Below are 24935 nucleotides of genomic sequence, written 5' to 3'. Positions count from 1 at the left end.
GCGTTCCTTATAACAGAATGACAATAGTGTATGTCATTTCGCCGTAAAAAGGGATGTTTCCTTATCGAGCCGCTGATTTTTCAAACAGCCGTTAAAATTCGAGTACCCGGCACCGAATGTTTCAAAAAAATGTTTGAATCTATTCTGGTTACCTTGATTATTGCGGCAACCATTGTTTATCCGGGGAAAAATCCGCCCTGCCGAATTGTGATAAATGTTGCGGCTGCGACAACAGTAAAAATTGCCATTAAAGCGACATTCCACCCATCTCCAAGTGCGGTTTTGCTTATCCCATACCGCACTTGTGCTTTTAGCACTGTTTCTTACCGGTTTTTCAGTTATAATTTAGCTTTATTCAATCGGCTGAAAAAATCCCATGTTGCCTAATTTTTCTCATTTCCTGCGTAAAGTGCGGTTTTATCTACGGCATAAAACGCATCAAACTTGGCGTTTGTCGCGTAAAAGCGTGGAATTTGCCTGTCTGTTGATCGGTGCAGGCTGGGTGGCGTTGTTCTCATTGGGCTTTGCGTTATTGGCAGAATTAGGGTTGGAATGGAACGCCCACTGGGCGGCAAAATATCCGTTATTGGTCTGGCTGCTGTTGCCGCTCGGCATGGTCACGCTCGCTTGGTTCACCACCAAGTACACCCCTTATGTTTCCGGCAGCGGCATTCCGCAAGTGATTGCCAGCATTTCCTTACCGCACGGCGGCAACAAAACCCGCCTAGTCGCCTTCGGGCAAACCTTATGGAAAATTCCGCTCACCTTTTTCGCCATGTTGATCGGTGCTTCGGTCGGGCGCGAAGGGCCGTCGGTTCAAGTCGGCGCGGCGGTGATGTTGGCATGGGGCAATTTTTGTCGTAAACACAATTTGGCATTCAAAGGCTTAAGCAGCAACGAATTGATGGCAACCGGGGCGGCGGGCGGTTTGGCTGCCGCGTTTAACGCGCCGCTAGCCGGCGTGATTTTCGCGATTGAGGAACTGGGACGCGGAATGCTGCTGCGTTGGGAACGGCTCGTACTGCTCGGCGTCTTGGCGACGGGCTTTATACAAGTGGCGTTGATGGGCAACAATCCCTATTTTCCGCAGTACAGCGGCGCCACGGACGTACCGCACTTGTATCTTTGGGTCTTACTCTGTGCCGCCGTATGCGGCTTTTTCGGCGGTATCTTTGCCCGCTTATTGGCGAAAGGTTTGGCGACATATTCCCCTGCGCGTTGGCGCGGTTGGATTCGGCGCCATCCGTTATGGATCGCCGCCCTGCTGGGAGTGGTTTTGGCTGCATTAGGCAGTTACTCGAAAGGCGCGACCTACGGCACCGGTTATGATGTGGTCACCCATTTATTACATAACGCACCGTTGTCTATCGAAGGCTTGGGCGTTGCCAAATTATTTGCCACGGTGGCAACCTATTGGGCAGGGATCGCCGGCGGGATTTTCACCCCGGCACTGACCGCCGGCGCGGCTTTGGGGGCACAAATTTGGGAAATGACCGGCGGCGCAGTCGATCAACGCTTGTTAGTCTTGCTTTCCATGGCGGCGTTTTTAGCGGCGGCAACCCAATCACCGGTCACCGCCAGTGTGGTGGTAATGGAAATGACCGGCAGCCAGCCGGTGCTATTTTGGTTGCTGGTGTGTTGCTTATTGGCGTCGTTGGTTTCGCGCCAGTTCTGCCCGAAACCGTTTTACCATCTTGCCGCCAGCCGCTTTCGGCAACGGATTCAAGAAGAGAGCAACAAAGCCGCCGCCGTCACGCAAACCAATCAACCGACTTAAACGACAGGATATTTATTTACTTTATGCACACTCACTACCGCGCCCGTTTTTCGGTCGCCCCGATGTTGGACTGGACCACGCGCCATTGCCGCTATTTTCACCGCCAGTTCAGCCGCCATGCGTTGCTTTACACCGAAATGATTACCACCGGTGCGATTATTCACGCCAAATACGATCACCTGCTTTACGATCAAGGCGAACAGCCGGTGGCGTTACAATTGGGCGGCAGTGATCCGGCGCAGCTCAAACTTTGTGCGCAAAAAGCCGAACAATACGGCTATAACGAAATCAATCTGAATGTCGGCTGCCCGTCGGATCGGGTGCAAAACGGCTTTTTCGGCGCGTGCCTAATGGCAAAAGCCGATTTGGTGGCGGATTGCGTGGCGCAAATGCAAAGTGCGGTTTCGATTCCGGTGACGGTGAAAACGCGGATTGGGATTGATAATCTCGACAGTTATGACTTTCTGTGTGATTTTGTACAAAAAGTAAATCAAGCCGGTTGTCAGGAATTGACCATTCACGCGCGCAAGGCGTGGCTGTCGGGGCTGAGCCCGAAAGAGAACCGTGAAATTCCGCCGCTGGATTACGCACGGGTTTATCAACTGAAACGCGACTTTCCGCAGTTAAAAATCGCCATTAACGGCGGGATTAAAACCCTTGACGAAATGTTACGCCATTTGCAGTTTGTCGATGGAGTGATGGTCGGGCGCGAAGCCTACCAAAATCCAAGTCTGCTCGGATTTATCGATCAAACGTTGTTCGATCCGCAAAGTGCGGTGGTGACCCCGCGTCAGGCGGTGGAAAAAATGTTGCCGTATATTGAAAAAGAACTGAGCGCCGGCACGCATTTAAACCATATCACGCGGCACATGGTCGGGGCATTTCAAGGCTGCAAAGGCGCCAAGCTATGGCGGCGTTACCTCAGCGAAAAGGCGCACAAAACAGGTGCCGGCGTTGAGGTGGTCGAAACCGCACTTTCATTGGTCGAAGAAGTGTGAGATCGATCACAAAAAGTTTTTGAAATTTAAGTCATTGAGATTATCTATCCACATTTATCCCCAGATTGGTGTAAACTCAACAAACTATTTTTTGGCAAATAATTATTTCTATTTTGAACAGGAGAATCACATGGCTTCACGCAAAGAATTGGCAAATGCGATCCGTTTTTTAAGTATGGACGCCGTACAAAAAGCAAAATCCGGACACCCGGGCGCACCGATGGGCATGGCGGACATTGCCGAAGTGTTATGGCGCGATTTTTTAGTGCATAACCCGACCAACCCAAGCTGGGCAAACCGCGATCGTTTCGTGCTGTCGAACGGACACGGCTCAATGTTGATCTACAGCCTGTTGCATTTGAGCGGCTATGATTTGTCGATCGACGATTTAAAACAGTTCCGCCAACTGCATTCCAAAACCCCGGGACACCCGGAATACGGCTACGCACCGGGCGTGGAAACCACCACCGGTCCGTTGGGACAAGGGATCACCAACGCAGTCGGTATGGCGCTGGCGGAAAAAACCTTAGCCGGGCAATTCAACCGTGACGGTCACAACATCGTTGATCACCACACCTATGTCTTCTTGGGCGACGGCTGTTTGATGGAAGGGATTTCGCACGAAGCCTGTTCTCTTGCCGGTACGCTGGGCTTAGGCAAACTGATTGCCTTCTACGACGACAACAATATTTCGATTGACGGTCATGTTGACGGCTGGTTCACCGACGACACGCAGAAACGCTTCGAAGCCTACGGCTGGCAAGTAATCCCTGCGATTGACGGACACGACGCGGCACAGGTGAAAAGTGCGGTTGAACAAGCGCAAGCGGAAACCGGCAAGCCGACCTTGATTATCTGTAAAACCATTATCGGTTACGGTTCGCCGAACAAATCCAACTCCCACGACAGCCACGGCGCACCGTTGGGTGACGAAGAAATCGCCTTAACCCGCAAAGCATTAAACTGGGCGCACGCGGCATTTGAAATCCCTACCGAGATTTACGCCGAGTGGGACGCAAAAGCCAAAGGACAAGCGGCGGAAAAAGCCTGGGATGAAAAATTCGCCGCTTACCAAGCCGCTTATCCCGAATTAGCCGCAGAATTCAAACGCCGCGTGAACGGCGATCTGCCGGCAAACTGGGCGGCGGAATCACAAGCCTTTATCGAAAAATTGCAAGCCAATCCTGCCGCCATCGCCAGCCGTAAAGCCTCACAAAACGCGATTGAAGCCTTTGCGCCATTATTGCCTGAATTCTTAGGCGGTTCAGCCGACTTGGCAAGTTCAAACTTAACTTTATGGTCGGGTTCAAAACCGATCCGCGCCAATATCGTGGATGGCAACTACGTCAACTACGGCGTGCGTGAGTTCGGCATGTCGGCAATCATGAACGGCATTGCCTTACACGGCGGTTTCATTCCTTACGGCGCAACTTTCCTGATGTTTATGGAATACGCCCATAATGCTGTGCGTATGGCGGCATTGATGAAACAACGCGTGCTGTTCGTTTACACCCACGATTCCATCGGCTTGGGCGAAGACGGTCCGACCCACCAGCCGGTCGAACAAACCGCCGCATTGCGCTTGATCCCGAACCTGCAAACTTGGCGCCCTTGCGACCAAGTGGAATCGGCAATTGCGTGGAAAGCGGCGGTTGAGCGCAAAGACGGCCCGAGTGCAATGATTTTCACCCGCCAAAACTTAGCGCAAATGGAACGCAATGCGGAACAGCTAGCCAACGTCGCGCGCGGGGCGTATGTGTTGAAAGATTGCGACGGCACGGCGGATTTGATCTTGATTGCCACCGGTTCTGAAGTGGAACTGGCGGTGAAAGCAGCGGAACAATTGAGCGCGGAAGGTAAAAAAGTACGCGTGGTTTCAATGCCGTCCAGCAACGTGTTTGACGCGCAAGATACCGCTTACCGTGAATCGGTGTTGCCAAGTGCGGTGACCAAACGCGTGGCAATCGAAGCCGGTATCAGCGATTTCTGGTACAAATACGTCGGCTTCGACGGCCGTATCATCGGCATGAACAGCTTCGGCGAATCCGCTCCGGCCGATCAACTGTTCAAACTGTTCGGTTTCACCGTGGAAAACGTGGTGGCGAAAGCGAAAGAAATTTTATAATTTCGCCTTAATCACAATGAGATCCCTGCTGTTCGGCAGGGATTTTTTTATTTCACCAATTCGTACTCTAAAACCCAAAGTGCGGTTTCATTAGGATAAATTTCGCTGATTACCGTTTTCAGCGCCTCCAGCGTCATATTTTCCTGCCGGGCGTGTTCTTCGTTTAATTCGTCAAAACGAATGGCATTGACGGACAGAATCCGAATTTGTGCAAACCAGCGTTGGCTTTCGTAAGTCAACACATCAACCACCGAGTTCGGCTGATAGTGGCTTTCGCTCTGATCGCGAATCGTAATGGTCTTACTGCCGTTGAGAATATTGGTTTCAAAACGTTCGAAAAAGGTGATTTGGGTTGGTGTCATTTGGGGTTCCGATAAAAATAGATTGTTATATTTTATGCAGAATCCAATAGAAAAACAAACTTATAAGGCATACTTAAAAAAATAATATTTGATTATTTTAAATCAAAAAGATTGCAAATAATCAAATTTGTGATCTGGCACAAAGTTTTAGCCGGATGTTCTCGCTATAATCCTTCACATCCAGAAACAAATGAGGCGATTGAGCAGAATGAAAATGTTGGTGATTGCAGACGACTTTACCGGAGCCAATGATACCGGCGTTCAGTTTTGCAACAAGCAAGCCACGGTCGATGTTGCATTAAACTGGCAAAACAAAGGCCACCCGGCACAAGCCGATGTGATTGTTGTCAATACCGACAGCCGTGCACTCCGCAGCCAGCAAGCCGCCGAACGGGTAAGTGCGGTTGTTGCGGCTTACCAAACCGCCGCACTCACAATTTATAAAAAAACCGATTCCACCCTGCGCGGCAATGTCGGTGCCGAGCTAGAAGCGGCGCTGAATGCCTCCGGCAGGCAGGCGGTTTTTTTCTGTCCGGCATTACCCGACGCCGGAAGAACGGTACGAAACGGTATCTGCTATCTTGCCGGCGTACCGCTGACTGACACCGAATTCGCAACCGATCCGAAAACGCCGATTTATTCTTCGCGCGTGAGTGAAATTCTCGCCAGCCAGACCGCACTTCCGATTATTGAAATAGAATTGGAAATGTTAAGAAGTGCTGACTGCATGGATTATCTGCGGCAAAAGATGGCGCAATCCACGCAATGCCTGTTCACTTTCGATGCGGAAAAAAATCAAGATTTTGCATTAATCAGCAATATAATCAAGCAAATAGATGAATCATATATTATCGCCGGTTCGTCGGGATTAGCTGCTTTTTTGCCCGACACGCTCTATCGTGAATACGTCGACAGCTCCGCGCTATTGTTTGTGGTCGCGTCAATGAGTGAGGCTAGTGCGAAGCAAGCCGAATACCTGCTGGAGCGGAATTTGGCACAGTTGATTGAAGTCAAAATAGAACCGCTTTTGACGGATAACGGCTATCGCAGTCGGCTAATCGATCAACTTTACGCACAACTTACCGACAAGCAAACCGTCCTGTTCAAAACCGACAGCAGCCAACAAGCGCGACAAGGTATCAACGCGTTATGCAAACAACTGACGTTAACCAGGGCACAATTGGGTGAGCGAATTTGCTCATTATTATCCGACATAGTAAACACCACGTTACAACGAATCGACCACCGCCTTGCCGGCTTGGTTCTCACCGGCGGCGATATTGCGATTGGCGTGGCGCAAGCGTTGCAGGCGGAACACTACCGTATCGCCGGAGAGATTGAAAGCGGGGTGCCATTCGGCTATTTGCCGCATACCGCACTTCACGACATCCCGATCATCACCAAAGCCGGGGGATTCGGTTCCCCGGGCGTTTTTGAGAAAGTCATTAATTTTATTCGGAATACACCAAATAAGGAGCGTTAAATGAAACCAGTATTAGGCATTACGATGGGAGACGCGGCAGGTATCGGCCCTGAAGTGATCATTAAGGCCTTGGAAGATAAAAGAATCTATGAATTGGCTCGCCCGGTTGTGATCGGTGATAAAAAAATCATGCAAAGAGCCTTAGCAATTGTTCACTCTGCCTTAAAACTGCGGGTGATTGAGCAGATCGAAGATACCAAAAGTGAATTCGGCACCATTGATATGATTGATCTGGATAATTTACCGGCAGATTTGCCGTTCGCCCAAGTGGATGCCCGCGCCGGAAAAGCCGCTTACGAGTATGTCGAAAGAGCGGTTGAATATGCCATGCAAGGCAAAATCCATGCGATTGTCACTGCTCCATTGAATAAAGAGGCGTTACACGCCGGTGGAAAAATGTTCCCCGGTCATACCGAAATTCTCGCCTATCTGAGCAAAACTAAAGATTTCTCCATGTTGTTAGCCAGCGAAAAACTGAATGTCATTCACGTCACCACCCATATCCAACTGCGCCAAGCCTGTGATTTGGTGAAAAAAGAGCGCGTGATGAAGGTTATCCAGCTTGCCGATGAAAATATCAAAATGCTCGGTTTCAAACAACCGAGAATTGCCGTTGCCGGTTTGAATCCGCATGCCGGTGAAAACGGCATGTTTGGCGACGAAGATGAAAAAGAGATCGCACCGGCAGTGAAAGAAGCGCAAGCGCAAGGCATTAATGTGATCGGGCCGATCGCGCCGGATACGGTATTCCACCGCGCGGCGAATTTGAATGAGTTCGATATTGTCGTGGTGATGTATCACGACCAAGGTCATATCCCACTCAAATTATTAGGCTTCGATAGCGGCGTGAATGTCTCGGTCGGCTTGCCGTTTATCCGCACTTCGGTTGATCACGGCACCGCCTTCCCGATTGCCGGTCAAGGCATTGCCGATAGTCGCAGCATGACCGAAGCACTCTATTTAGGCGCCAAAATGGCAAATGTGAAATATGCCTAATCACAACAAGTTATGTTAAATCACATGAGGAAATTATTATGTTTAAACCAGAAGGCATTATCGCTCCCGTTTTAACCAGTTTAGATGAAAACGAAAAATTTAATCCGGGTGCTTATAAAGAATTTATTGAATATCTGATCAACGCCGGAATTCACGGGATTTTTCCGTTGGGTACCAACGGCGAATTTTACGCCTTTAACCGGCAAGAAAAATTGGACGTGATCAAAACCGCAATCGAAGCGGTTAACGGTCGCGTGCCGGTTTATGTCGGCACCGGTTGCGTCACCACCAAAGAAACGATCGAATTTTCCAAACAAGTAATGGATTTAGGTGTCGATGTCCTGTCGATTATTTCGCCTTATTTTGTCTCGGTTTCACAAGATGACCTATATCGTCATTTCAGCACTATTGCGAAAAACGTGGCGGCGCCAATTCTGCTGTATAACATTCCGGCACGCACCGGCAACAATATCGACTATAAAACCCTGAAAAAACTGGCTGAATTTGACAACATCATCGGGATCAAAGACAGCAGCGGAAACTTCGATAATTCACTGAAATACATTGAGAATACTGATCCGCGTTTAAGCGTGATGGCGGGCAATGACTCCTCGATTCTTTGGACGTTACTGGCTGGGGGCACCGGCGCAATCAGCGGCTGTTCCAACGTTTTCCCGGAACTGATGGTTGAAATCTACGAATACTGGAAACAAGGCGATTTCGAAAAAGCCAATACGTCACAGAAAAAAATCCGTGATTTCCGTAACGTAATGCAAATGGGCAATCCGAACTCAGTGGTGAAACGCGCGGCGCAACTGCGCGGTCATAATGTCGGCCCGGCACGGGAACCGTCAAACTGCGCAAATCCAACCATTGATCAGGCACTGCAAGCAGTCTTTAAATTGTACGAATAACGAGGAAACACAATGAAAAAAGTCGTTATTTCCCATCGCTTACACGATGATGGCATGGCAATTTTAGAACAAGCGAATACGAAAATTGCGATTACTAATGATGGCTCTCCGGCGGCAATGCTGCCGGAGTTACTCGATGCCGACGGTTTGATTATCCGGATCGGTTCGATTGATCGTCAAACCATGCTGCAAGCAAAGAATTTAAAAGTCATTGGCAGACCCGGTGTCGGAGTTGATGATGTTGATGTTAAAACCGCAACCGAACTGGGGATTCCGGTCGTGATTGCGCCGGGCGCAAACACGCGATCCGTGGCGGAGCACGCTTTTGCCCTGATGTTTGCCTGCGCAAAGGATTTGATCCGCTCTGATAAAGAAATGCGCAAAGGCAATTTTGCTATTCGCAGCAGCTACAAAGCCTATGAACTGAACGGCAAAACATTGGCGCTGATTGGTTATGGTCGGATCGGTTCGATTTTGGCACAGATGTCGAGCGCAATCGGGATGCAAGTCAAAGTTTATGATCCGTTTGTGAGCCGGGAAACCATTGAAAAAGAAGGTTACTTCTATTGTTCTCAGTTAGATGAAGCCATCAAGCAATCTCACGTCATTTCCATTCACGTACCGCTCACTCCCGAAACACGCAATTTAATCGGCGCACAAGAGATCGACTGGATGTCGGCGAACACGATTCTGATCAATTGTGCCAGAGGCGAGGTAGTTGATGAAGCGGCATTAACCGTCGCCTTGGAAAAAGGGCTGATCCATAGCGCAGGTTTGGATGTGTTTGCTTCTGAACCGGTAGACACCACCGCCCCGTTATTTGAATTAGATAATGTCACCGTTTCGCCACATATGGCAGGGCAAACCAAAGAGGCGGCTTCCGGAGTGGCAACAATGGCAGCCGAAGGCGTACTTGCGGTGCTCAACGGTGAACGTTGGGAAAACGTTTGTAATCCGGAAGTGTATAACCATCCGAGATGGAACAAATAAACAACAAGGAAACAACAAAATGTCAGGTATTTATTCTTTATTTAATCCAAGCAAAGTAATCGGCGGCGCAGGTTCTATCACACAAATCGCCGACGTTGCCCAAGGCTATAACGCAAAAAACGTAGTGCTCATTACCGATACCGGTGTGTTTAAAGCCGGTTTAACCGCCAAGCCGCAACGGATTCTAGAACAAGCCGGCATTGCCGTGCATATTATCAGCGATGTACCACCGGAGCCGCCGCTGGAAGCGGTCAATCATATTTTCAATGAAGCGGTGAAATTCAATGCGGATATGGTGATCGGTATTGGCGGCGGCAGTGCGATGGATACGGCAAAACTGGTCGCATTAATGCTACGTAATCAGGATATTTCGTTAAAAAAAGTGACCTCCGGCCAGAAAAAATTTATCCAACGCAGTCTGCCAACCTTAATGGTGCCGACAACCTCGGGAACCGGTTCCGAAGCGACCCAAAACTCAATTGTATTGGATACGGAACAAGCACTCAAAATCGGGATTGTCGATGAAAAATTGGTGGCAAGCAGCGTCATTTTAGATGCGGAATTGACGCTCGGCTTACCGAAAAGCATTACCGCCAACACCGGTATTGATGCGTTGTGTCATGCCATCGAATGCTATATCTCTAAAAAAGCCAGCCCGTTCAGCGATATGTTCGCGTTAAAAGCCATTGAACTGATTGCACAAAATATCCGCACTGCGTTCAATGACGGAAAAAATATAACCGCGCGTGAAAATATGTTACTAGGCTCGTTTTTAGGCGGTGCCTGCATTGCAACGTCGAGCACCGTGGCGGTACATGCGCTTTCTTACCCGCTCGGCGGTAAATATCATATTCCACACGGACTATCCAATGCGATTTTATTAGCCGATGTGATGAAATTCAATCTACCGGTTTGTACCGAAAAATTTGCTAACGTTGCACAAGCAATGGGCTTAGATTTGCAAGGCTGCACACAACAGCAAGCGGCTGAAAAGATGATTGACGAGCTGTATGCGTTAATCCGCGATTTAGAGATTAAATGTGATCTAAGTGCGGTCGGAATTAATGAAGAAATCTTAGATGAATTGGTGGATTCGGCATTTAAGGTCAGACGCTTATTGGATAATAATCCGCGGGAGATGACTAAAGTCGATATTTTAGCCATTTATCAAAAGTTACTATAACCGCTGTTTAAAATATTAACAATGCTGATATTGTACTAGGAGGAAATATGAAAAAATATTTCTCAAACCAAAACTTTATGGCCGGGTTTATCTTTTTCTTCGTGGCTATTTTGTATTTGATCAGCTCATTTTTTATCAACACGAAGAATGTTGTCAGTGTAGAAGCAGATTTTATGCCTAAAATTTATGGCGGTTTATTATTAATAACCTCCATAGCATTAATGCTGACATCTTATATTAAAATAAAAGATAGCCCGGTAAAAAAAGAGAAAAAACAAGCGGATTGGAAAAGAATTTTTGCCATATTGGCATTGATATTTGTTTATATTCTTTTGATTCAATACGTAGGGTTTGTTTTGGTATCCATGCCATTTCTCTTTTTCCTTGCCCTGATGTTGACACCGGATTATATTCAAAAAAGATTATGGATATACATTATATTTTCTATTATGTTGCCAATCATTGCCAATTTTTTATTTAGTCATTATTTAAACTTAACTATGCCATCCGGTATTCTCTTCTAAAGGAAATGAATTATGTATGATTTATTATTACAAGGATTTTCCACCCTATTAACTGTCAGTGGAATGATCTGTATGATAGGCGGAGTGTTTATTGGCATTATCTTTGGTTCTGTCCCCGGATTATCTGCCACCATGGCGCTCGCCCTATTTTTACCGATTACCTATGCGATGGATCCGAATACCTCTATCATTTTATTAATCGCACTCTACATCGGCGGTATTTCCGGAGGATTAATTACTGCAATCTTAGCGGGTATTCCCGGCACGCCATCATCCATAGCAACCTGCTTCGACGGTTATCCCATGACCAAAAAAGGTCAAGCGTTCAAAGCTCTCGGTGTTGGCGTTACCTTCTCATTTCTAGGTACTATTTTTTCAACGGTTGTCTTGGTTTTCCTGTCACCAATATTGGCTAAAATCGCGATAAAATTCGGTGCTTATGAGTATTTTGCCGTTGCATTATTTTCATTAAGTATGCTGGTTGGCTTATCCGGAGACAATATTTGGAAAGGGCTTATTTCCGGATTAATGGGGTGTATGTTTGCAACCGTAGGCATGGACAGTATTTCATCGGTTAATCGCTTTACTTTTGGTTCGGAAGAAATCGCCTATGGCTTTGATGTCTTACCGGTTTTAATCGGTTTATTTGCAATAACCGAAATTATTTCCAAAGCAGACACGGTGAAAACAGAAAGAAATAATATGCAGGTGATTGCCGCAATTAAAATTGTCAAAGGACTTGGTTTCTCAATCAAAGAGTTTTTCGGGCAAATAAAAAACTTCTTGCTCTGTTCATCATTAGGCACCGCAATCGGTATTTTACCGGGTATCGGAGGAGGTGCAGCCAATGTGATGGCTTACACCGTATCCAAATCGACCTCCAAATATCCTGAAAAATACGGCACCGGAATTATGGACGGTTTGGTTGCATCCGAATCTTCGAATAATGCTGCTATCGGCGGCGCTTTGGTACCCTTGTTGGCACTGGGTATTCCCGGAGATACCGTTACCGCCATTTTACTTGGCGGATTAACATTACACGGTATTGTGCCCGGACCACTGATGTTTACTGAAAATGTAGGCACTGTTTATACTATTTTTGTTGCGATGTTTGTCGGTGCCATTATCATGTTTTTAATGGAATTTTATGGTTTGCGCCTTTTCACCAAAATTTTGGCTATCCCAAAACATTTCTTACTACCTGCTATTTTTCTGTTTTGTATCATCGGGGCTTTCGGGGTGAGAAATAATTTCTTTGATGTTTGGGCAACCGTCTTATTCGGCGTGATCGGCTTTACATTTTTTAAATTATCTATTCCGGCCGCACCATTTATTTTAGGATTTATTATCGGCCCGCTTGCCGAAGTTAATTTAAGACGGGGATTGATGTTCTCCCGCGGGGATTTTTTTGAGTTTTTCAGAGCACCTATCGCATTAGCATTTTTCATCATGACTGCTATCGTTATTATTTTTGCCGTCAGATCACAAATAAAGAAAAAACATATCAACTAATATATCACAAGGAGATTTACCATGAGGAAAATATTCAGTTTATTTATAACCGCGGCTTTAGGAATGTTTATCGTTGGATGCGATAAAGACAGTAAAAATGCGGAGACTTCTACAGATTCTAATAGCTGGCCCAATAAAAATATCACCATTATCGTACCCTTTAATGCCGGCGGTGATACAGACTTCCATGCGCGTAATCTGGCTAGCCACTTAGAAAAAGAATTGGGTGTCACTATTATTGTTAATAATGTTTCCGGCGCAAATGGTAATGCCGGCATGCGACAAGTCGTCAATGCCAAACCAGACGGTTATACCGCCTTATTCTTTCATGAATCGATGTTAACCAATAAAGTGGTTGGTACGGCTACCCAAGCACACGAGGCACTGTCTCCGGTAGCGGCGACCATTGTTGATGATTCATATGTTATTGCCGTTAACGCAAACAGCAATATGAAAAATTTGGATGATTTAGTTACCGAGGCCAAAAAAAGACCGGGTGAACTGATTTATGCCTCTTCCGTTGGTGGATATTCATATTATCTAGGCAGAGTGTTTGAACAATTAGCCGATGTCGACTTCAATATTGTTGATGCCGGTGGCGGAACAGATAGAAATGCAGCTTTACTGGCAGGTAAAATTGACATTAACGTTAATCCTTATGGCGTAATGAAATCCTATTTTGATTCCGGTGATTTTATTCCTTTGGCAGTGATTAATAAAAACCGTAACAAACTGTTCCCGGATGTTCTTACCGCCAAAGAACAAGGATATGACTGGTTGGCAGAAAGATATTACTTCTTAAGCTTTCCAAAAGGCACAGATAACGAAATTGTGGCCAAAATGGCAAATGCCATTCAGAAAGTAACCGAACAACCGGATTTCCAGAAAAAAACCGAAGAGGCTTATAGTGTTTCTCCGACATTTGTCGGCACACAAGAGCTGATCAAACATTTAGACAGCACTCTTCAATTATTTGAAAATAATAAAGATCTAGTCAATAATTAGCACTTATTATTCTAATATATGCCTCTTATTCTCCGGAGGCATATATTTTCATGCCGAGTATACACACTCACGAACTTAACCAGAGTCCGCTTTTTTGTTCCACTCTTTACACGTAAAGCCAACAAAAAGAGATCTACATCACATTAATGTGATTTATTTTAATCATTGTGATTATTTGAGAGCTGGATCTCATATTTAATCATCATTATAGGGTATAAAACCCTATAAGTTGATTGAATTAAATCAATATGATTCAAGTTTTGCATAAAAGGGGGCTCACTCGAAAAAACTTCGCCTTTCTTAATCAATTACTTTACCCGCAACTTTTTTAGTTAATTTTATTTAGAGGATACAGACCATGTTAAAACTGAAACATTCACTAAAAATTGCCTTAACCGCTCTGTTCTTTACCGGCGTTGCCCAAGCCAGTGTTGAATCCACCATCATCTCCCAACCACCGGGCAATGGCTGGTACACCTATGGCACCTCATTTAATCGTTTAGTGCCTGAAGCGACCAATAATGAATATAAAATCAAGTTAATTCCTCGTGGGGGCGGCATGACCAATCCGGTGGTAGTTAACGATAAAAAAGCCGATTTCGGATTCGCAACCTCAAATGCAATTGTTTGGGCGAGAGACGGGTTAACCGACCTCTATAAAGACAAGCAAAATAAAGATCAACGCTTGGTTTTTGGCAATATGCAAGAGGCCTATACCATCATTGTTGCACGCAAATCATGGGTTGAACAAACCGGTAATGATACTTTAGAAAAAATTATCAATGCCGATAAAGTGGTCATTGCAACCAAACCGACCGGTTCCCAAGTGCCGATCATTGCCGATTTTATTTTCAAAGCGCTGGGCACAGACTTTGAAAGTATGAAAGCCAAAGGTAAGGTCGTTCAAATCAGCAGCGGACAAACCAGCCAAATGCTAAGAGACAATACGATTGATGTCTACATCGATAATGTGCCTGCCATGCACCCGAATTTGACCGAAATGACCCTGACAAATGATGTCGTATATATTCCATTTCCACAAAATGTATTGGACGCCTTGGCTGAAGTCGGATTGCCGACCGGCACCATGCCAAGCGGCACCTATAAAGGGCAAGAACAGGATTATATCAATCCGGTCAGCGCAACAGTATTTATTACCAACGCCAGTGTTGCCGATGATACTGTTTATAACGTAACCAAGGCTTTGGTGGAAAAACAACAGCAACTTAAAGAGGCTCATGCTCCGTTGAATTATTGGAAACCGGAATTAATCGCGCAAAATGCTGCTTGGTTCGAATTACACCCGGGCGCCGCAAAATATTTCCGTGAGCAAGGTTGGATCAAATAAGCATTTTTTAATCTATAGGTATCAATATGAAATATGATCTCTTTTTGAAGATATTAGCTTCCATCCTTGGGATTTTCTATATCACATTTTTATTGCAGCAATTCTTTGTGCCAATGTCACCATTGGCGGCTGCCAGTATCCATGTGTATATGGCGACTGCTTTAGTTTTTTGTTTCAGACCATTGGAATTAAAACAAAACCAATATTTAGGGCGGGCAATTGATTTAATTTGTATCGGGTTAACATTATACATTTGTTACCACTACTATATTTCAATTCCAAGATTGGAATCCCGTTTAGAAATGATCGATGATGTTTTATTCGCGGATAAATTCGCTTTTGTTGCCGGTTTAGCGATGTTATTCGAAGCGGTAAGACGTTCAGTAGGTTTCTCACTGTTATCCGTCGTGATTATTTTCGTACTTTATGGGTATTTTGGACCCTATTTCCCGGGATGGACGGCTTTCGAAGGATTTTCTCTTGATACCATGACAGAATTAATCAGCATGCAAACCGAAGGTTTATTCGGTATCACTGCCAGCACTGCGATTAACTTTGTGTTTTACTTTGTGATGTTCGGCTGTGTATTCACCATGACCGGCGGCGGCAGTGTCTTCATTGATTTAGCAATGAAAGCAACGGCGCCGCTACAAGGCGGTGCTGCCAAAATGTCATTATTGGGCTCCGCCTTATTTGGTATGGTCAGCGGCTCCGCCGTTGCCAATACCACCTCAACCGGAGTACTAACAATCCCGATTATGACCCGTTCCGGCTATAGCAAAGAGCAAGCGGCGGCAACCGAAGCCATAGCCTCTACCGGCGGACAATTAATGCCGCCAATCATGGGGATTGCCGCTTTTGTCATGTCCGATATGCTAGGCATTCCTTATGTGGAAATCGCTGCCGCCGGCTTAATTCCCGCCGTGGCATTTTATTTTGCATTATTTGTAATGGTTGACCTCCGAGCCAGAAAAAGCGGCGTCGGTAATATCTCCATCAAAGAACTAAAAATCGAACCGATCTTACCAAGAATCCACTTATTGATTTCACCGCTATTACTCATCATTGCGCTAATCGCCGGGTATTCTGCACCATATGCCGCCTTTGTCGGTTCCATCGTTGCGCTATTAGCCCCGTTATTACGTAAAAGTACCCGTTATAGTCTGAAAACCATCTATCCGATAATTATTGATACGGCAAAACAGATGGCTTGGGTTTCCGTTCCATTGGCTTCGGTCGGTATCATCATGGTCGTGGCAACCCAATCCAATCTCGCGTTTAAGTTTGTTGAAATCTTAAGCGAAGTCGGTACCGGCAATTTATACTTATCACTGATTATGGTCATCTTTGGCTGTATTATCATGGGCATGGGGTTACCAACCGTCGCCGCTTATATTATCGGTGCGATAATCTTTGCACCGGCGTTAATCGATTTGGGCGTCGATCGCTTGGCTGCCAATATGTTTATAATGTATTACTGCGTCCTTTCCATGGTAACGCCGCCTGTCGCACTCTGTTCCTATGCCGCGGCGGCAATTGCCAATAGTAACTCGTCCAAAACCGGTATGATCGCATTTTCTTATGCCCTCGTGATTTTCCTAATCCCATTCAGCTTTATTACCGATCCGGTTGTACTCTGGCAAGGCAGTATTGGTATGATTTTAATCGCCTTCTTCGGAATGCTGGTTGCTACCCTATGTTGGGCAATTTTCCTGCAAGGTTGGATGAAGAAAAATCTGAATATGGTTGAACGCATAATCTTCTTGGCCATCAGCTTAGGTATTGTGTTGGATAATTCCGGTACCGCACTTTGGTATACCTGCCTGCTGTTTGCTTTCGGCATGATACTTTGGTGTTGGAAAAGTGCCGTGCCTAAAAAACCAGTAGTTGCTTAATTTATTTGTAGCAAAAGCGTAAAGGAATAATGAATATGAACCAAACAACAGAAACCGTCGTTGCCAATGGACTGATTGAATACGGTAGCAATCCCGATGTCGCTACCGCCATAATCCCGGTGCAATGTCCGCAAAACCATGCTTCGAATTTATTTGAGTTGCCAAATGGCGATTTGCTGTGTACATGGTTTGGCGGCACGCAAGAGGGGATTGCGGATATTTCTATCTTTCTTTCCCGCTTACCGAAAAACAGCCAACAATGGACAAAACCGCAACAATTATCCAATGATACATCAAGATCAGAGCAAAATCCGCTCCTCTTTCTCGATCCGGATAATGTATTATGGTTACTATGGACGGCCCAAAAATCGGGCAATCAGGATACCGCCATAGTCCGTTATCGCCAATCGACTGATTTCGGTGAAACCTGGGGCGAGATTGCGGTTTTATTGGATAAACCCGGCACATTTATTCGTCAGCCAATCACCGTGCTGGTAAATGGTGATTGGCTTCTGCCGGTTTTCTACTGCGTCACTCAGCCTGGAGAAAAATGGGTTGGCAATAATGACTATAGTGCGGTAAAAATTTCCTCTGATAAAGGAAAAACCTGGCGCGATGTACTGGTGCCGGACAGTGTAGGCTGCGTGCATATGAATATCACGCCGTTAAAAAACGGCTCATTAATCGCTCTGTTCCGTAGCCGTTGGGCAGATTATATCTATAAAAGTATCTCATCCGACGGCGGTAATAGCTGGTCATCGCCGGAGCCGACCGCACTTCCCAATAATAATTCGTCTATTCAGGCAACCACATTAAAAAACGGCGATCTCGCATTGGTTTTTAATAATTCCAGTGCATTAAATGCTTCGGAAAGACGTCTTTCACTGTATGATGAAATTGAAGACGAAGATGACGGATTAACCGAAAACACCGGGCAAAGTGCGGTTTCCCCGCAAGGGAAAGCCGCTTTCTGGGGTGCGCCGCGTGCGCCGATGACGTTGGCTATTTCAAAAGATAACGGCGAAAACTGGATTATTGTCAGAAATCTGGACGAAGGCGACGGCTATTGCATGACCAACAACTCACAGGAAAAACTCAATCGGGAATTTTCCTATCCGAGTATTATCCAAGGTAAAGACGGTGTTTTGCATATTAGCTATACCTATTTCCGGCAAGCAATCAAATACGTACGGATAAATACGCTCTAGCGCGTATTTATCAGGAGAATCTATTATGATCGGTGGCAACCTGAATTCATTACACAGTGCCGGGCTACCCGGCATTTTAACCACGTTATTGGCGAATCCCGGGCTATCTTTAAATGCATTATCCGCCAAACCCGACGGCAGATACCAACCTGATGGTGCAGAATGGTTTTATACTATCAATGTCTCTGAAACCAGCCCAAGAGAATCACGGCATACCGAATTACATCAACGCTATGCCGATATACAAATTGTGTTGCAAGGCGAGGAAATTATTCACTATTCCCTGCTCGACTGCTTAGCCGAAGAAAAAGAGGAAAAAAAGCCCGATTTCTTTATTCTTACGCAGCCAAAACTAACACAAGCGATCCATTTGACGGCCGGAGATTTTGCGGTATTTTTGCCGGGTGAAGCCCATCAGGCGCTCTGTATGGTGAACCAACCGGGCAAGGTCAGGAAAGCCGTATTTAAAATTCCTGCAAAAATGCTGGGGTAGCGCAATGCATACTAAAAAACATGCGGTTGTTACCGGCGTCAGCTCCGGAATCGGTAAAGCGATTCTGGCGTCTCTGCTACAAAACGGTTGGCGAGTCACCGGGTTAAGCCGGCGTCCGCCAAGTGAAAATTACCCTGCCGAATTTCTGTTTCAGAGTATCGACTTAAACGACACGGCGGCATTAAAACGCTATTTACAGGGTATTGCACATGTAGATGCCGTCATCCATGCCGCCGGCAGCATGACAGCCGCTGGTCTGGGTCAACTGGATGAAGAACGTAGCCGACAATTATGGCAGCTGCATGTCCATGTTGCTGAAATATTGGCGAATACCTTGCTTCCTAAATTACCCCGAGGCGGCAGAATTGTACTGATTGGCAGTCGGACATCGAAGGGGATGGCGGGCCGCTCACAATATACCGCAACCAAAGCGGCGTTAGTGGCAATGGCGAGAAGCTGGGCCGCCGAACTCGCGCCAAAAGGTATCACGGTTAATGTTATTGCTCCGGGAGCGACGGATACCCCAATGTTAAAGCAGCCGAATCGCCAAAGTTCCGCACCAAAACTTCCCCCGATAGGTCGTTATATTATGCCTTCTGAAGTTGCGGATTATGTCGACTATCTTCTTTCACCGTCCGCGGCGGCAATTACCGGGCAAGAGTTAATGATCTGTGGCGGAGCATCATTATAAAATGTTGATTATTTTATCTTGTATCTAACACATTGGTGTTAGAATGTTATAACAATAAATCTTTACCTTATAAATCAACATTCAGGAATGTATTATGCCAAAAGAAAGAGCGGAAAAAATAATATTATTTCTTAAAAATCATAATATTGCGACTGTCGAGCAATTGGTCAAAGTCACAGATTCTTCCCCGGCGACGATTCGTCGCGATCTGATTAAACTCAGTGAAGAAGGGACTATTCTCCGTACTCACGGTGGCGTGAGCCTGAATCAATTCATTCCTTTCCAACCAACAACTAACGAAAAACTCGCCAAACAAATTTTGGAAAAAGAAAGAATTGCCGAATATGCTATGTCGCTGATTTCTCCCGGCGACTCTATCGTGCTGGATGCCGGCACCACAACCCTGTGTATCGCCAAGAAAATCGCCCATATGCCGTTGCGGGTGGTCACCACCGACTTACACATTGCCCTGCTGTTATCGGAATACAAGCAAATCGAAATTATCGTCACCGGCGGCAGAGTGGATAACAGCAGCCAATCCTGTATCGGCAACTATGGTCAAGAAAGCTTACAAAAAATTTATCCGGATCTCGCTTTTGTCAGCTGTAATTCCTGGAGCATGGAAAAAGGCATTACCGCCCCCACCGAGGAAAAAGCGTTTTTGAAAAAATGCTTGGTACAGAACGCAAAGCGCAAAGTGCTGGTCGCCGACAGCAGTAAATACGGAAAATATTCTTTCTTTTGTGCGACACATTTAAACGAACTCACCGATATCGTTACCGACAGCGCGCTAAGTGCGGTACAACAGCAAGAAATGCAACAGCGAAACTTCAATTTAGTGATGGTCTAAATTGGTTTATTTTACCCCAATCCCCGATGTAAATTTATTCATCGGGGAATAGCTTATTTTGTTAGCGCTCCTTCCGTATCTCCGCCACATCCCGCAACAACTGCCGCACTTGCGGATCCGCAAAAATTTGATCTAAAGTGCGGTTCAAGCGTCTGCGCCAGTTCGGGTATTGGGTGCTGGTGCCGGGGATATTGACCGGTTCGGTCATGCCGAGCCAGTCTTCCGGCTGCAAGCCGAACAGGGCGCTGTTGACCGCCGCCACATAGCGTTGCAACTCGTGGTTGAACGCCAACGGGCAGGCGGAGTGCAAACTCTCGTCCACCCCCTCGGGAATGGCAATCTCGGCTTCACGCAGACGCTGTAAAATCTTGGCTTTGGCATTGACTCGATCCCGTTGTAAAATTGCCAAGATTTTCGGATCGGGATAGACGTCATACTGCTGCCCCAACTCAAAATCGTGACCGCGCCAGTAACCGTTGACGGTCGGCAGATCGTGGGTGCTCAAGGTGGTCATCGCCTGATACGGATACTCCGCCAACGCACGGCTCTGCCCTTTTTGATCAAATTCAAAATAGAAAATTTTATAGGAAAAAATAGCGGCGTTTTTCAGCTTGCTGATAATCGCTTTCGGCACTGTCCCCAAATCTTCACCGATAATCATGCATTGTTGTCGTTGGCTTTCCAACGCCAAAATCGCAATCAAGTCGTCCACCGGATACGCCACATAAGCGCCGTTTTTGGCGCTGTCGCCACGCTTCACCCACCACAGCCGCAACAGGCACATGATGTGATCAATGCGTAGCGCACCGCAGCTTTGCATATTGGCGCGGATCATCTCGATAAACGGGCGGTACGCCTGCTGTTGCAACACATGCGGATTCATCGGCGCCAAGCCCCAATTTTGCCCTTGCGGCCCTAAAATGTCCGGCGGTGCGCCGATCGAGACCGTTAAACAGAACAACGATTTATCCAGCCACGTTTCCGCGCCGTTCGGAGTCACGCCCACCGCCAAATCACGATACAAACCGATCGGCATGTTTTGTTGGCGGCAGAATTGATAGCATGCCTCAAGCTGTTCGGCGGCACACCATTGCAACCACGCGTAAAACCGCACTTCGTCTTCATGTTCGCGTTGGAAATCGGCGACCGCAGCGGCGTGATAATCCTGATATTCCGCCGCCCAACAATCCCACCCCCACTGCTCGGCAAAACGGGCGCTCAAATCGGCGTGCAACGCGTCAAAGGTGGCTTGCACTTGCAAACTTTCACCGCCTTGTTGCACAAAGGCTTGGAACTGTTGTTGCCGCTCGCTTATGGTGTGTTGTTCAGGGGTGTGTTGTTCAAACTGGGCAAACGCAAGCTGCAAGCCGTGCAATTTCAACGCCATTACGGCGCTGTAATCAATCCAATCCGCCTTGCGTAACTGCGTCAATTGCTGTTGTACGGCTTCCGATTGAAACCAGCGTTGCGCCGCCGCACTTTGCTGAAACTCCGGCAGGTTCGCCACATCGATATAAATAATATTCAACCAGTTGCGTGACGACGGGCTGTACGGGCTTGCCCCCTCGGGATTTGCCGGGAACAGGGCGTGAATCGGGTTCAAGCCGATAAAATCGCCGCCGTTTTGCCGGAATTCGGCTAAAAATTGCCGTAAATCGCCGAAGTCGCCGACGCCCCAATTGCTTTCCGATTTCAGGGTGTAAAGCTGCACGCAACTGCCCCACAACTTTTGCTTGGCTTGGATTTCAGGCGGTTGGTAGCATTGGCGCGGCGCAACGATAATCGTCGCCGCAGCGGCGTGCCGACCGCACTTTAAGCTTAATCGATGATAACCGAGCGGCAAATCGCGCGGCAAATTCAGGGCATTCCGTTTGATTTTGCCTTGTACGCATTCGCCGTTTTCTAACTGCAATTGCCATTCGCCGTGATAACGCTGCCCGTTATGCACATTCAGCCGCAAATAAGCCGGGCTGTTATGGTAAAACACCTTCACCGGCGGCAACAGGTTTTTCGGCATATTTTGCGGAATTTTGCCGTCAAACGCAGCCAAAATCTGGCTTTTTACCGCACTTGACGCATAACTGCGCAAGCCGTGTTCATTGAAAAAATAACGCTGAATACCGGCGTTGGCAAATGCCTGTTCTACTTTATCCGTCATACCGCACTTCCTATTTCTTTAACCAAATCCGTTGCTGATAATCCCTAATCGAGCGATCCGAACTGAACGCCCCCAACCGTGCGGTGTTCAAAATCGCACTGGTCAGCCAAGCCTCTTGATCGAGATAACGCAAACCGACTTCCTGCTGCGCCGAAACATAGCTGTCAAAATCGGCAAACACCAAGAACGGATCACGTTCGAGCAGGCTTTCGAGCATTAAACGGAACTGCTGCTTGTCGCCGCCGCATACGTTTTTCTTGGTCAGAAAATCGACCGCTCTTTTCAGCGCCGGATTGGTTTTATACACCGCTTTCGGGTGGTAACCGGCTTGCAACAGCGCACGCACGCTCTCGACCGTATGCCCGAAAATAAAGATATTCTCTTCGCCGACCATTTCGGCAATCTCCACATTGGCGCCGTCGAGCGTGCCGAGGGTGAGCGCACCGTTGAGTGACAATTTCATATTGCCCGTGCCGGAAGCCTCTTTGCCCGCCATCGAAATCTGCTCGGACACGTCCGCCGCCGGAATGATTTTTTCCGCCAGACTGACACGGTAATCCGGCAAAAACGCCACTTGCAGCTTGTCTTTCACGCTTTTGTCGTTGTTGATCAGCTGCGCCACGTTGTTGATGGCGTGGATAATATTTTTCGCCAAATAGTAGCCCGGCGCCGCTTTGCCTGCGAACACGAACAGCCGCGGGGTGTAGTCCATATTCGGGTTATCTTTCAACAGCTGATAGCTGTGAATGATGTTTAACAAATTCAGGTGCTGGCGTTTATATTCATGGAAACGTTTGATTTGAATATCAAAAATCGCCTCGCAATTGACCCGCAAGCCTAAGCTGCGTTCGATCTCCTCCGCCAAAACCTGCTTGTTGCCCTGTTTGATTCGTCGGTACTCCTCACGGAAACCGCTGTCGTTGACCTGTTTTTCCACCCCGCTAATCAAAGACAGATCCCGTGTCCAGTCGCCGTCCAAAGTGCGGTCTAACAAATTCGCCAAGTTCGGGTTGGCTAAACGAATCCAGCGACGCGGGGTGATACCGTTGGTGACGTTGCGGAATTTGTTCGGGAACAGTTGATGGTATTCAGGGAACAGATCACTGACGATTAAATCGGAATGGATTTGCGCCACGCCGTTGACCGCAAAACAGGCGACCACGCACAAATTCGCCATTCTGACGCGATAATCATACAAAATCGCCACTTTCTGCCAAATTTCGGCATTTTCGCCGAATTGCGCCATCACTTGTTGTTGAAAAATTGCGTTGATTTTATCCACAATTTGGAAATGGCGTGGCAGCAGGCGTTTAAACAGGCGCTGATCCCACTGTTCCAATGCTTCCGGCAACAATGTGTGGTTGGTATAGGCAAAAGTGCGGTTGCAAATCGCCCACGCCTCGTCCCACGAAAGCTGGTATTTATCTAATAACAGCCGCATTAATTCCGGAATAGCAAGGGTCGGGTGGGTGTCGTTCAGTTGGATAATCTGCTTTTCCGGCAGTTGTTGCAGGCTGTAACCGGCGCTGAAATGGCGATCCAAAATGTCCGCCACCGAACAGGCGCAATGGAAATATTGCTGCATTAAACGTAATTTTTGCCCGTTTTGATGGTTATCGTTCGGATACAACACTTTGGTCAAGGCGGCGGCAGCCACCACCTGTTTTTCCGCCTTCAGGAATTTGCCGTCGTTGAAATCGGCAAGATCGAACTGCTGTTCATTGTCTGCCTGCCACAAGCGCAGCGGTTGCACCACGCCGTTGTTATAACCGAACACCGGCAAATCATAGGCTTTGCCCTGAATCAACAGCGCCGGTGTCCATTGGTATTGATCGCCCTGCAAGCGTTCACTTTTGCCGCCGAAACCAATCATACAGCTTTTGCCGCTGTTGTAAGTCTGCCACGGATAGTGATTGCGCGCCCAATCGTCGCCCTCTTCCGCTTGTTTGCCGTCGTTGAATGACTGTTTAAATAAGCCGTATTGGTAATGCAAGCCGTAGCCGGTCGCCGGTTGCCCAATCGCCGCCATCGAATCCAGATAACACGCCGCCAACCGCCCCAAACCGCCGTTGCCCAATGCCGGATCGCGTTCCTCTTCCAACAGATCGCTCAACTCGATTTGGTATTGTTTCAGGTATGACCGCACTTGCTCATACCAACCCAAATTCAGCAGATTATTGCCGCTCAGCCGCCCGATTAAAAATTCCATCGACAGGTAATTAACATGGCGCAGATCCGACACCAGCGGCTTGCTGTCGGCATAGGATAAATCCAGCACCGCCTGCGACACCGCTTGGTACCACTGTTGCAGGCTGAGTTGCTGCGGATTTTCGACGTTTAAATAACGGCATTGTTTTTTAATCGCCAAGTCAAATTGCTGACTGTCGAACGGAAGGGTTTGTGTCGCTGACATGAAATTGTCT

At 47.1% G+C, this 24935-nt stretch carries 21 protein-coding genes; 18 read left to right on the top strand and 3 right to left on the bottom strand.

What is annotated here, in order from left to right; translation table 11 throughout:
* Positions 1 to 30 precede the first annotated feature (30 nt).
* From ACQ31U_RS05275 to tkt, 4 genes are all read left to right on the top strand, one after another.
* Positions 31 to 387, top strand: coding sequence for a hypothetical protein (locus tag ACQ31U_RS05275; RefSeq protein WP_431054030.1), 357 nt, complete (start codon positions 31 to 33; stop codon positions 385 to 387).
* Entirely contained in the window at positions 377 to 1777 is a 1401-nt protein-coding gene (locus ACQ31U_RS05270; protein ID WP_431054029.1) for a chloride channel protein, read from the top strand. Before ACQ31U_RS05275 ends, ACQ31U_RS05270 begins: the two co-directional genes overlap by 11 nt.
* Positions 1778 to 1800: 23 nt before the next feature.
* Complete coding sequence (dusA, locus tag ACQ31U_RS05265) at positions 1801 to 2775, top strand: tRNA dihydrouridine(20/20a) synthase DusA (RefSeq protein WP_431054028.1); 975 nt, start codon at positions 1801 to 1803, stop codon at positions 2773 to 2775.
* A 130-nt stretch (positions 2776 to 2905) separates the two neighbouring features.
* Positions 2906 to 4900 (top strand): transketolase, encoded by a 1995-nt coding sequence (tkt, locus tag ACQ31U_RS05260; protein WP_431054027.1) that lies wholly within the window; start codon positions 2906 to 2908, stop codon positions 4898 to 4900.
* A gap of 47 nt (positions 4901 to 4947) precedes the next feature.
* Here the strand turns inward: tkt and yqfB are convergent, their stop codons facing one another.
* Positions 4948 to 5262 (bottom strand): N(4)-acetylcytidine aminohydrolase, encoded by a 315-nt coding sequence (yqfB, locus tag ACQ31U_RS05255; RefSeq protein ID WP_431054026.1) that lies wholly within the window; start codon positions 5260 to 5262, stop codon positions 4948 to 4950.
* Between the two features lie 208 nt (positions 5263 to 5470).
* On the opposite strand from yqfB, the gene ACQ31U_RS05250 reads away from it, so the two are divergent.
* The 14 genes from ACQ31U_RS05250 (at position 5471) to ACQ31U_RS05185 (ending at position 20354) form a co-directional block, all read left to right on the top strand.
* Positions 5471 to 6745 (top strand): four-carbon acid sugar kinase family protein, encoded by a 1275-nt coding sequence (locus tag ACQ31U_RS05250; protein WP_431054283.1) that lies wholly within the window; start codon positions 5471 to 5473, stop codon positions 6743 to 6745.
* On the top strand, positions 6746 to 7741 hold the full coding sequence (pdxA, locus tag ACQ31U_RS05245) for a 4-hydroxythreonine-4-phosphate dehydrogenase PdxA (RefSeq protein WP_431054025.1): 996 nt from the start codon (positions 6746 to 6748) through the stop codon (positions 7739 to 7741). It abuts the gene before it with no gap.
* A 38-nt stretch (positions 7742 to 7779) separates the two neighbouring features.
* Positions 7780 to 8655, top strand: a complete 876-nt coding sequence (locus ACQ31U_RS05240) for a dihydrodipicolinate synthase family protein (protein ID WP_431054024.1) — start codon at positions 7780 to 7782, stop codon at positions 8653 to 8655.
* 12 nt (positions 8656 to 8667) lie between these two features.
* A complete protein-coding gene (locus ACQ31U_RS05235) occupies positions 8668 to 9645 on the top strand; it encodes a hydroxyacid dehydrogenase (protein ID WP_431054023.1) in 978 nt (325 codons plus the stop codon).
* A 19-nt stretch (positions 9646 to 9664) separates the two neighbouring features.
* Entirely contained in the window at positions 9665 to 10828 is a 1164-nt protein-coding gene (locus tag ACQ31U_RS05230) for an iron-containing alcohol dehydrogenase (protein WP_431054022.1), read from the top strand.
* A 47-nt stretch (positions 10829 to 10875) separates the two neighbouring features.
* The gene (locus tag ACQ31U_RS05225) at positions 10876 to 11352 is read left to right on the top strand and encodes a tripartite tricarboxylate transporter TctB family protein (protein ID WP_431054021.1); all 477 of its coding nucleotides are present in this window, start codon (positions 10876 to 10878) and stop codon (positions 11350 to 11352) included.
* 12 nt (positions 11353 to 11364) lie between these two features.
* A complete protein-coding gene (locus ACQ31U_RS05220; protein ID WP_431054020.1) occupies positions 11365 to 12864 on the top strand; it encodes a tripartite tricarboxylate transporter permease in 1500 nt (499 codons plus the stop codon).
* Between the two features lie 21 nt (positions 12865 to 12885).
* Complete coding sequence (locus ACQ31U_RS05215) at positions 12886 to 13869, top strand: tripartite tricarboxylate transporter substrate binding protein (RefSeq protein ID WP_431054019.1); 984 nt, start codon at positions 12886 to 12888, stop codon at positions 13867 to 13869.
* A gap of 358 nt (positions 13870 to 14227) precedes the next feature.
* Complete coding sequence (locus tag ACQ31U_RS05210; RefSeq protein ID WP_431054018.1) at positions 14228 to 15217, top strand: TAXI family TRAP transporter solute-binding subunit; 990 nt, start codon at positions 14228 to 14230, stop codon at positions 15215 to 15217.
* A 26-nt stretch (positions 15218 to 15243) separates the two neighbouring features.
* Entirely contained in the window at positions 15244 to 17112 is a 1869-nt protein-coding gene (locus ACQ31U_RS05205; protein ID WP_431054017.1) for a TRAP transporter permease, read from the top strand.
* Positions 17113 to 17147: 35 nt separating this feature from the next.
* The gene (locus tag ACQ31U_RS05200; protein WP_431054016.1) at positions 17148 to 18320 is read left to right on the top strand and encodes a sialidase family protein; all 1173 of its coding nucleotides are present in this window, start codon (positions 17148 to 17150) and stop codon (positions 18318 to 18320) included.
* 25 nt (positions 18321 to 18345) lie between these two features.
* Entirely contained in the window at positions 18346 to 18813 is a 468-nt protein-coding gene (locus tag ACQ31U_RS05195; protein ID WP_431054015.1) for a YhcH/YjgK/YiaL family protein, read from the top strand.
* Positions 18814 to 18817: 4 nt separating this feature from the next.
* The gene (locus tag ACQ31U_RS05190) at positions 18818 to 19504 is read left to right on the top strand and encodes an SDR family NAD(P)-dependent oxidoreductase (protein ID WP_431054014.1); all 687 of its coding nucleotides are present in this window, start codon (positions 18818 to 18820) and stop codon (positions 19502 to 19504) included.
* A gap of 94 nt (positions 19505 to 19598) precedes the next feature.
* The gene (locus tag ACQ31U_RS05185; RefSeq protein ID WP_431054013.1) at positions 19599 to 20354 is read left to right on the top strand and encodes a DeoR/GlpR family DNA-binding transcription regulator; all 756 of its coding nucleotides are present in this window, start codon (positions 19599 to 19601) and stop codon (positions 20352 to 20354) included.
* Positions 20355 to 20415: 61 nt separating this feature from the next.
* Here ACQ31U_RS05185 and malQ read toward each other — a convergent pair whose 3' ends face one another.
* Positions 20416 to 22512, bottom strand: a complete 2097-nt coding sequence (gene malQ / locus ACQ31U_RS05180; protein ID WP_431054012.1) for a 4-alpha-glucanotransferase — start codon at positions 22510 to 22512, stop codon at positions 20416 to 20418.
* A gap of 10 nt (positions 22513 to 22522) precedes the next feature.
* Entirely contained in the window at positions 22523 to 24925 is a 2403-nt protein-coding gene (malP, locus tag ACQ31U_RS05175) for a maltodextrin phosphorylase (protein WP_431054011.1), read from the bottom strand.
* Positions 24926 to 24935 lie beyond the last annotated feature (10 nt).

This window comes from Testudinibacter sp. TW-1 (genome assembly GCF_050613185.1).
Taxonomy (GTDB): domain Bacteria; phylum Pseudomonadota; class Gammaproteobacteria; order Enterobacterales; family Pasteurellaceae; genus Chelonobacter.
The sequence above is the reverse complement of the archived record's forward strand: the minus strand, read 5'-3'. Positions and strand labels throughout refer to the sequence as shown.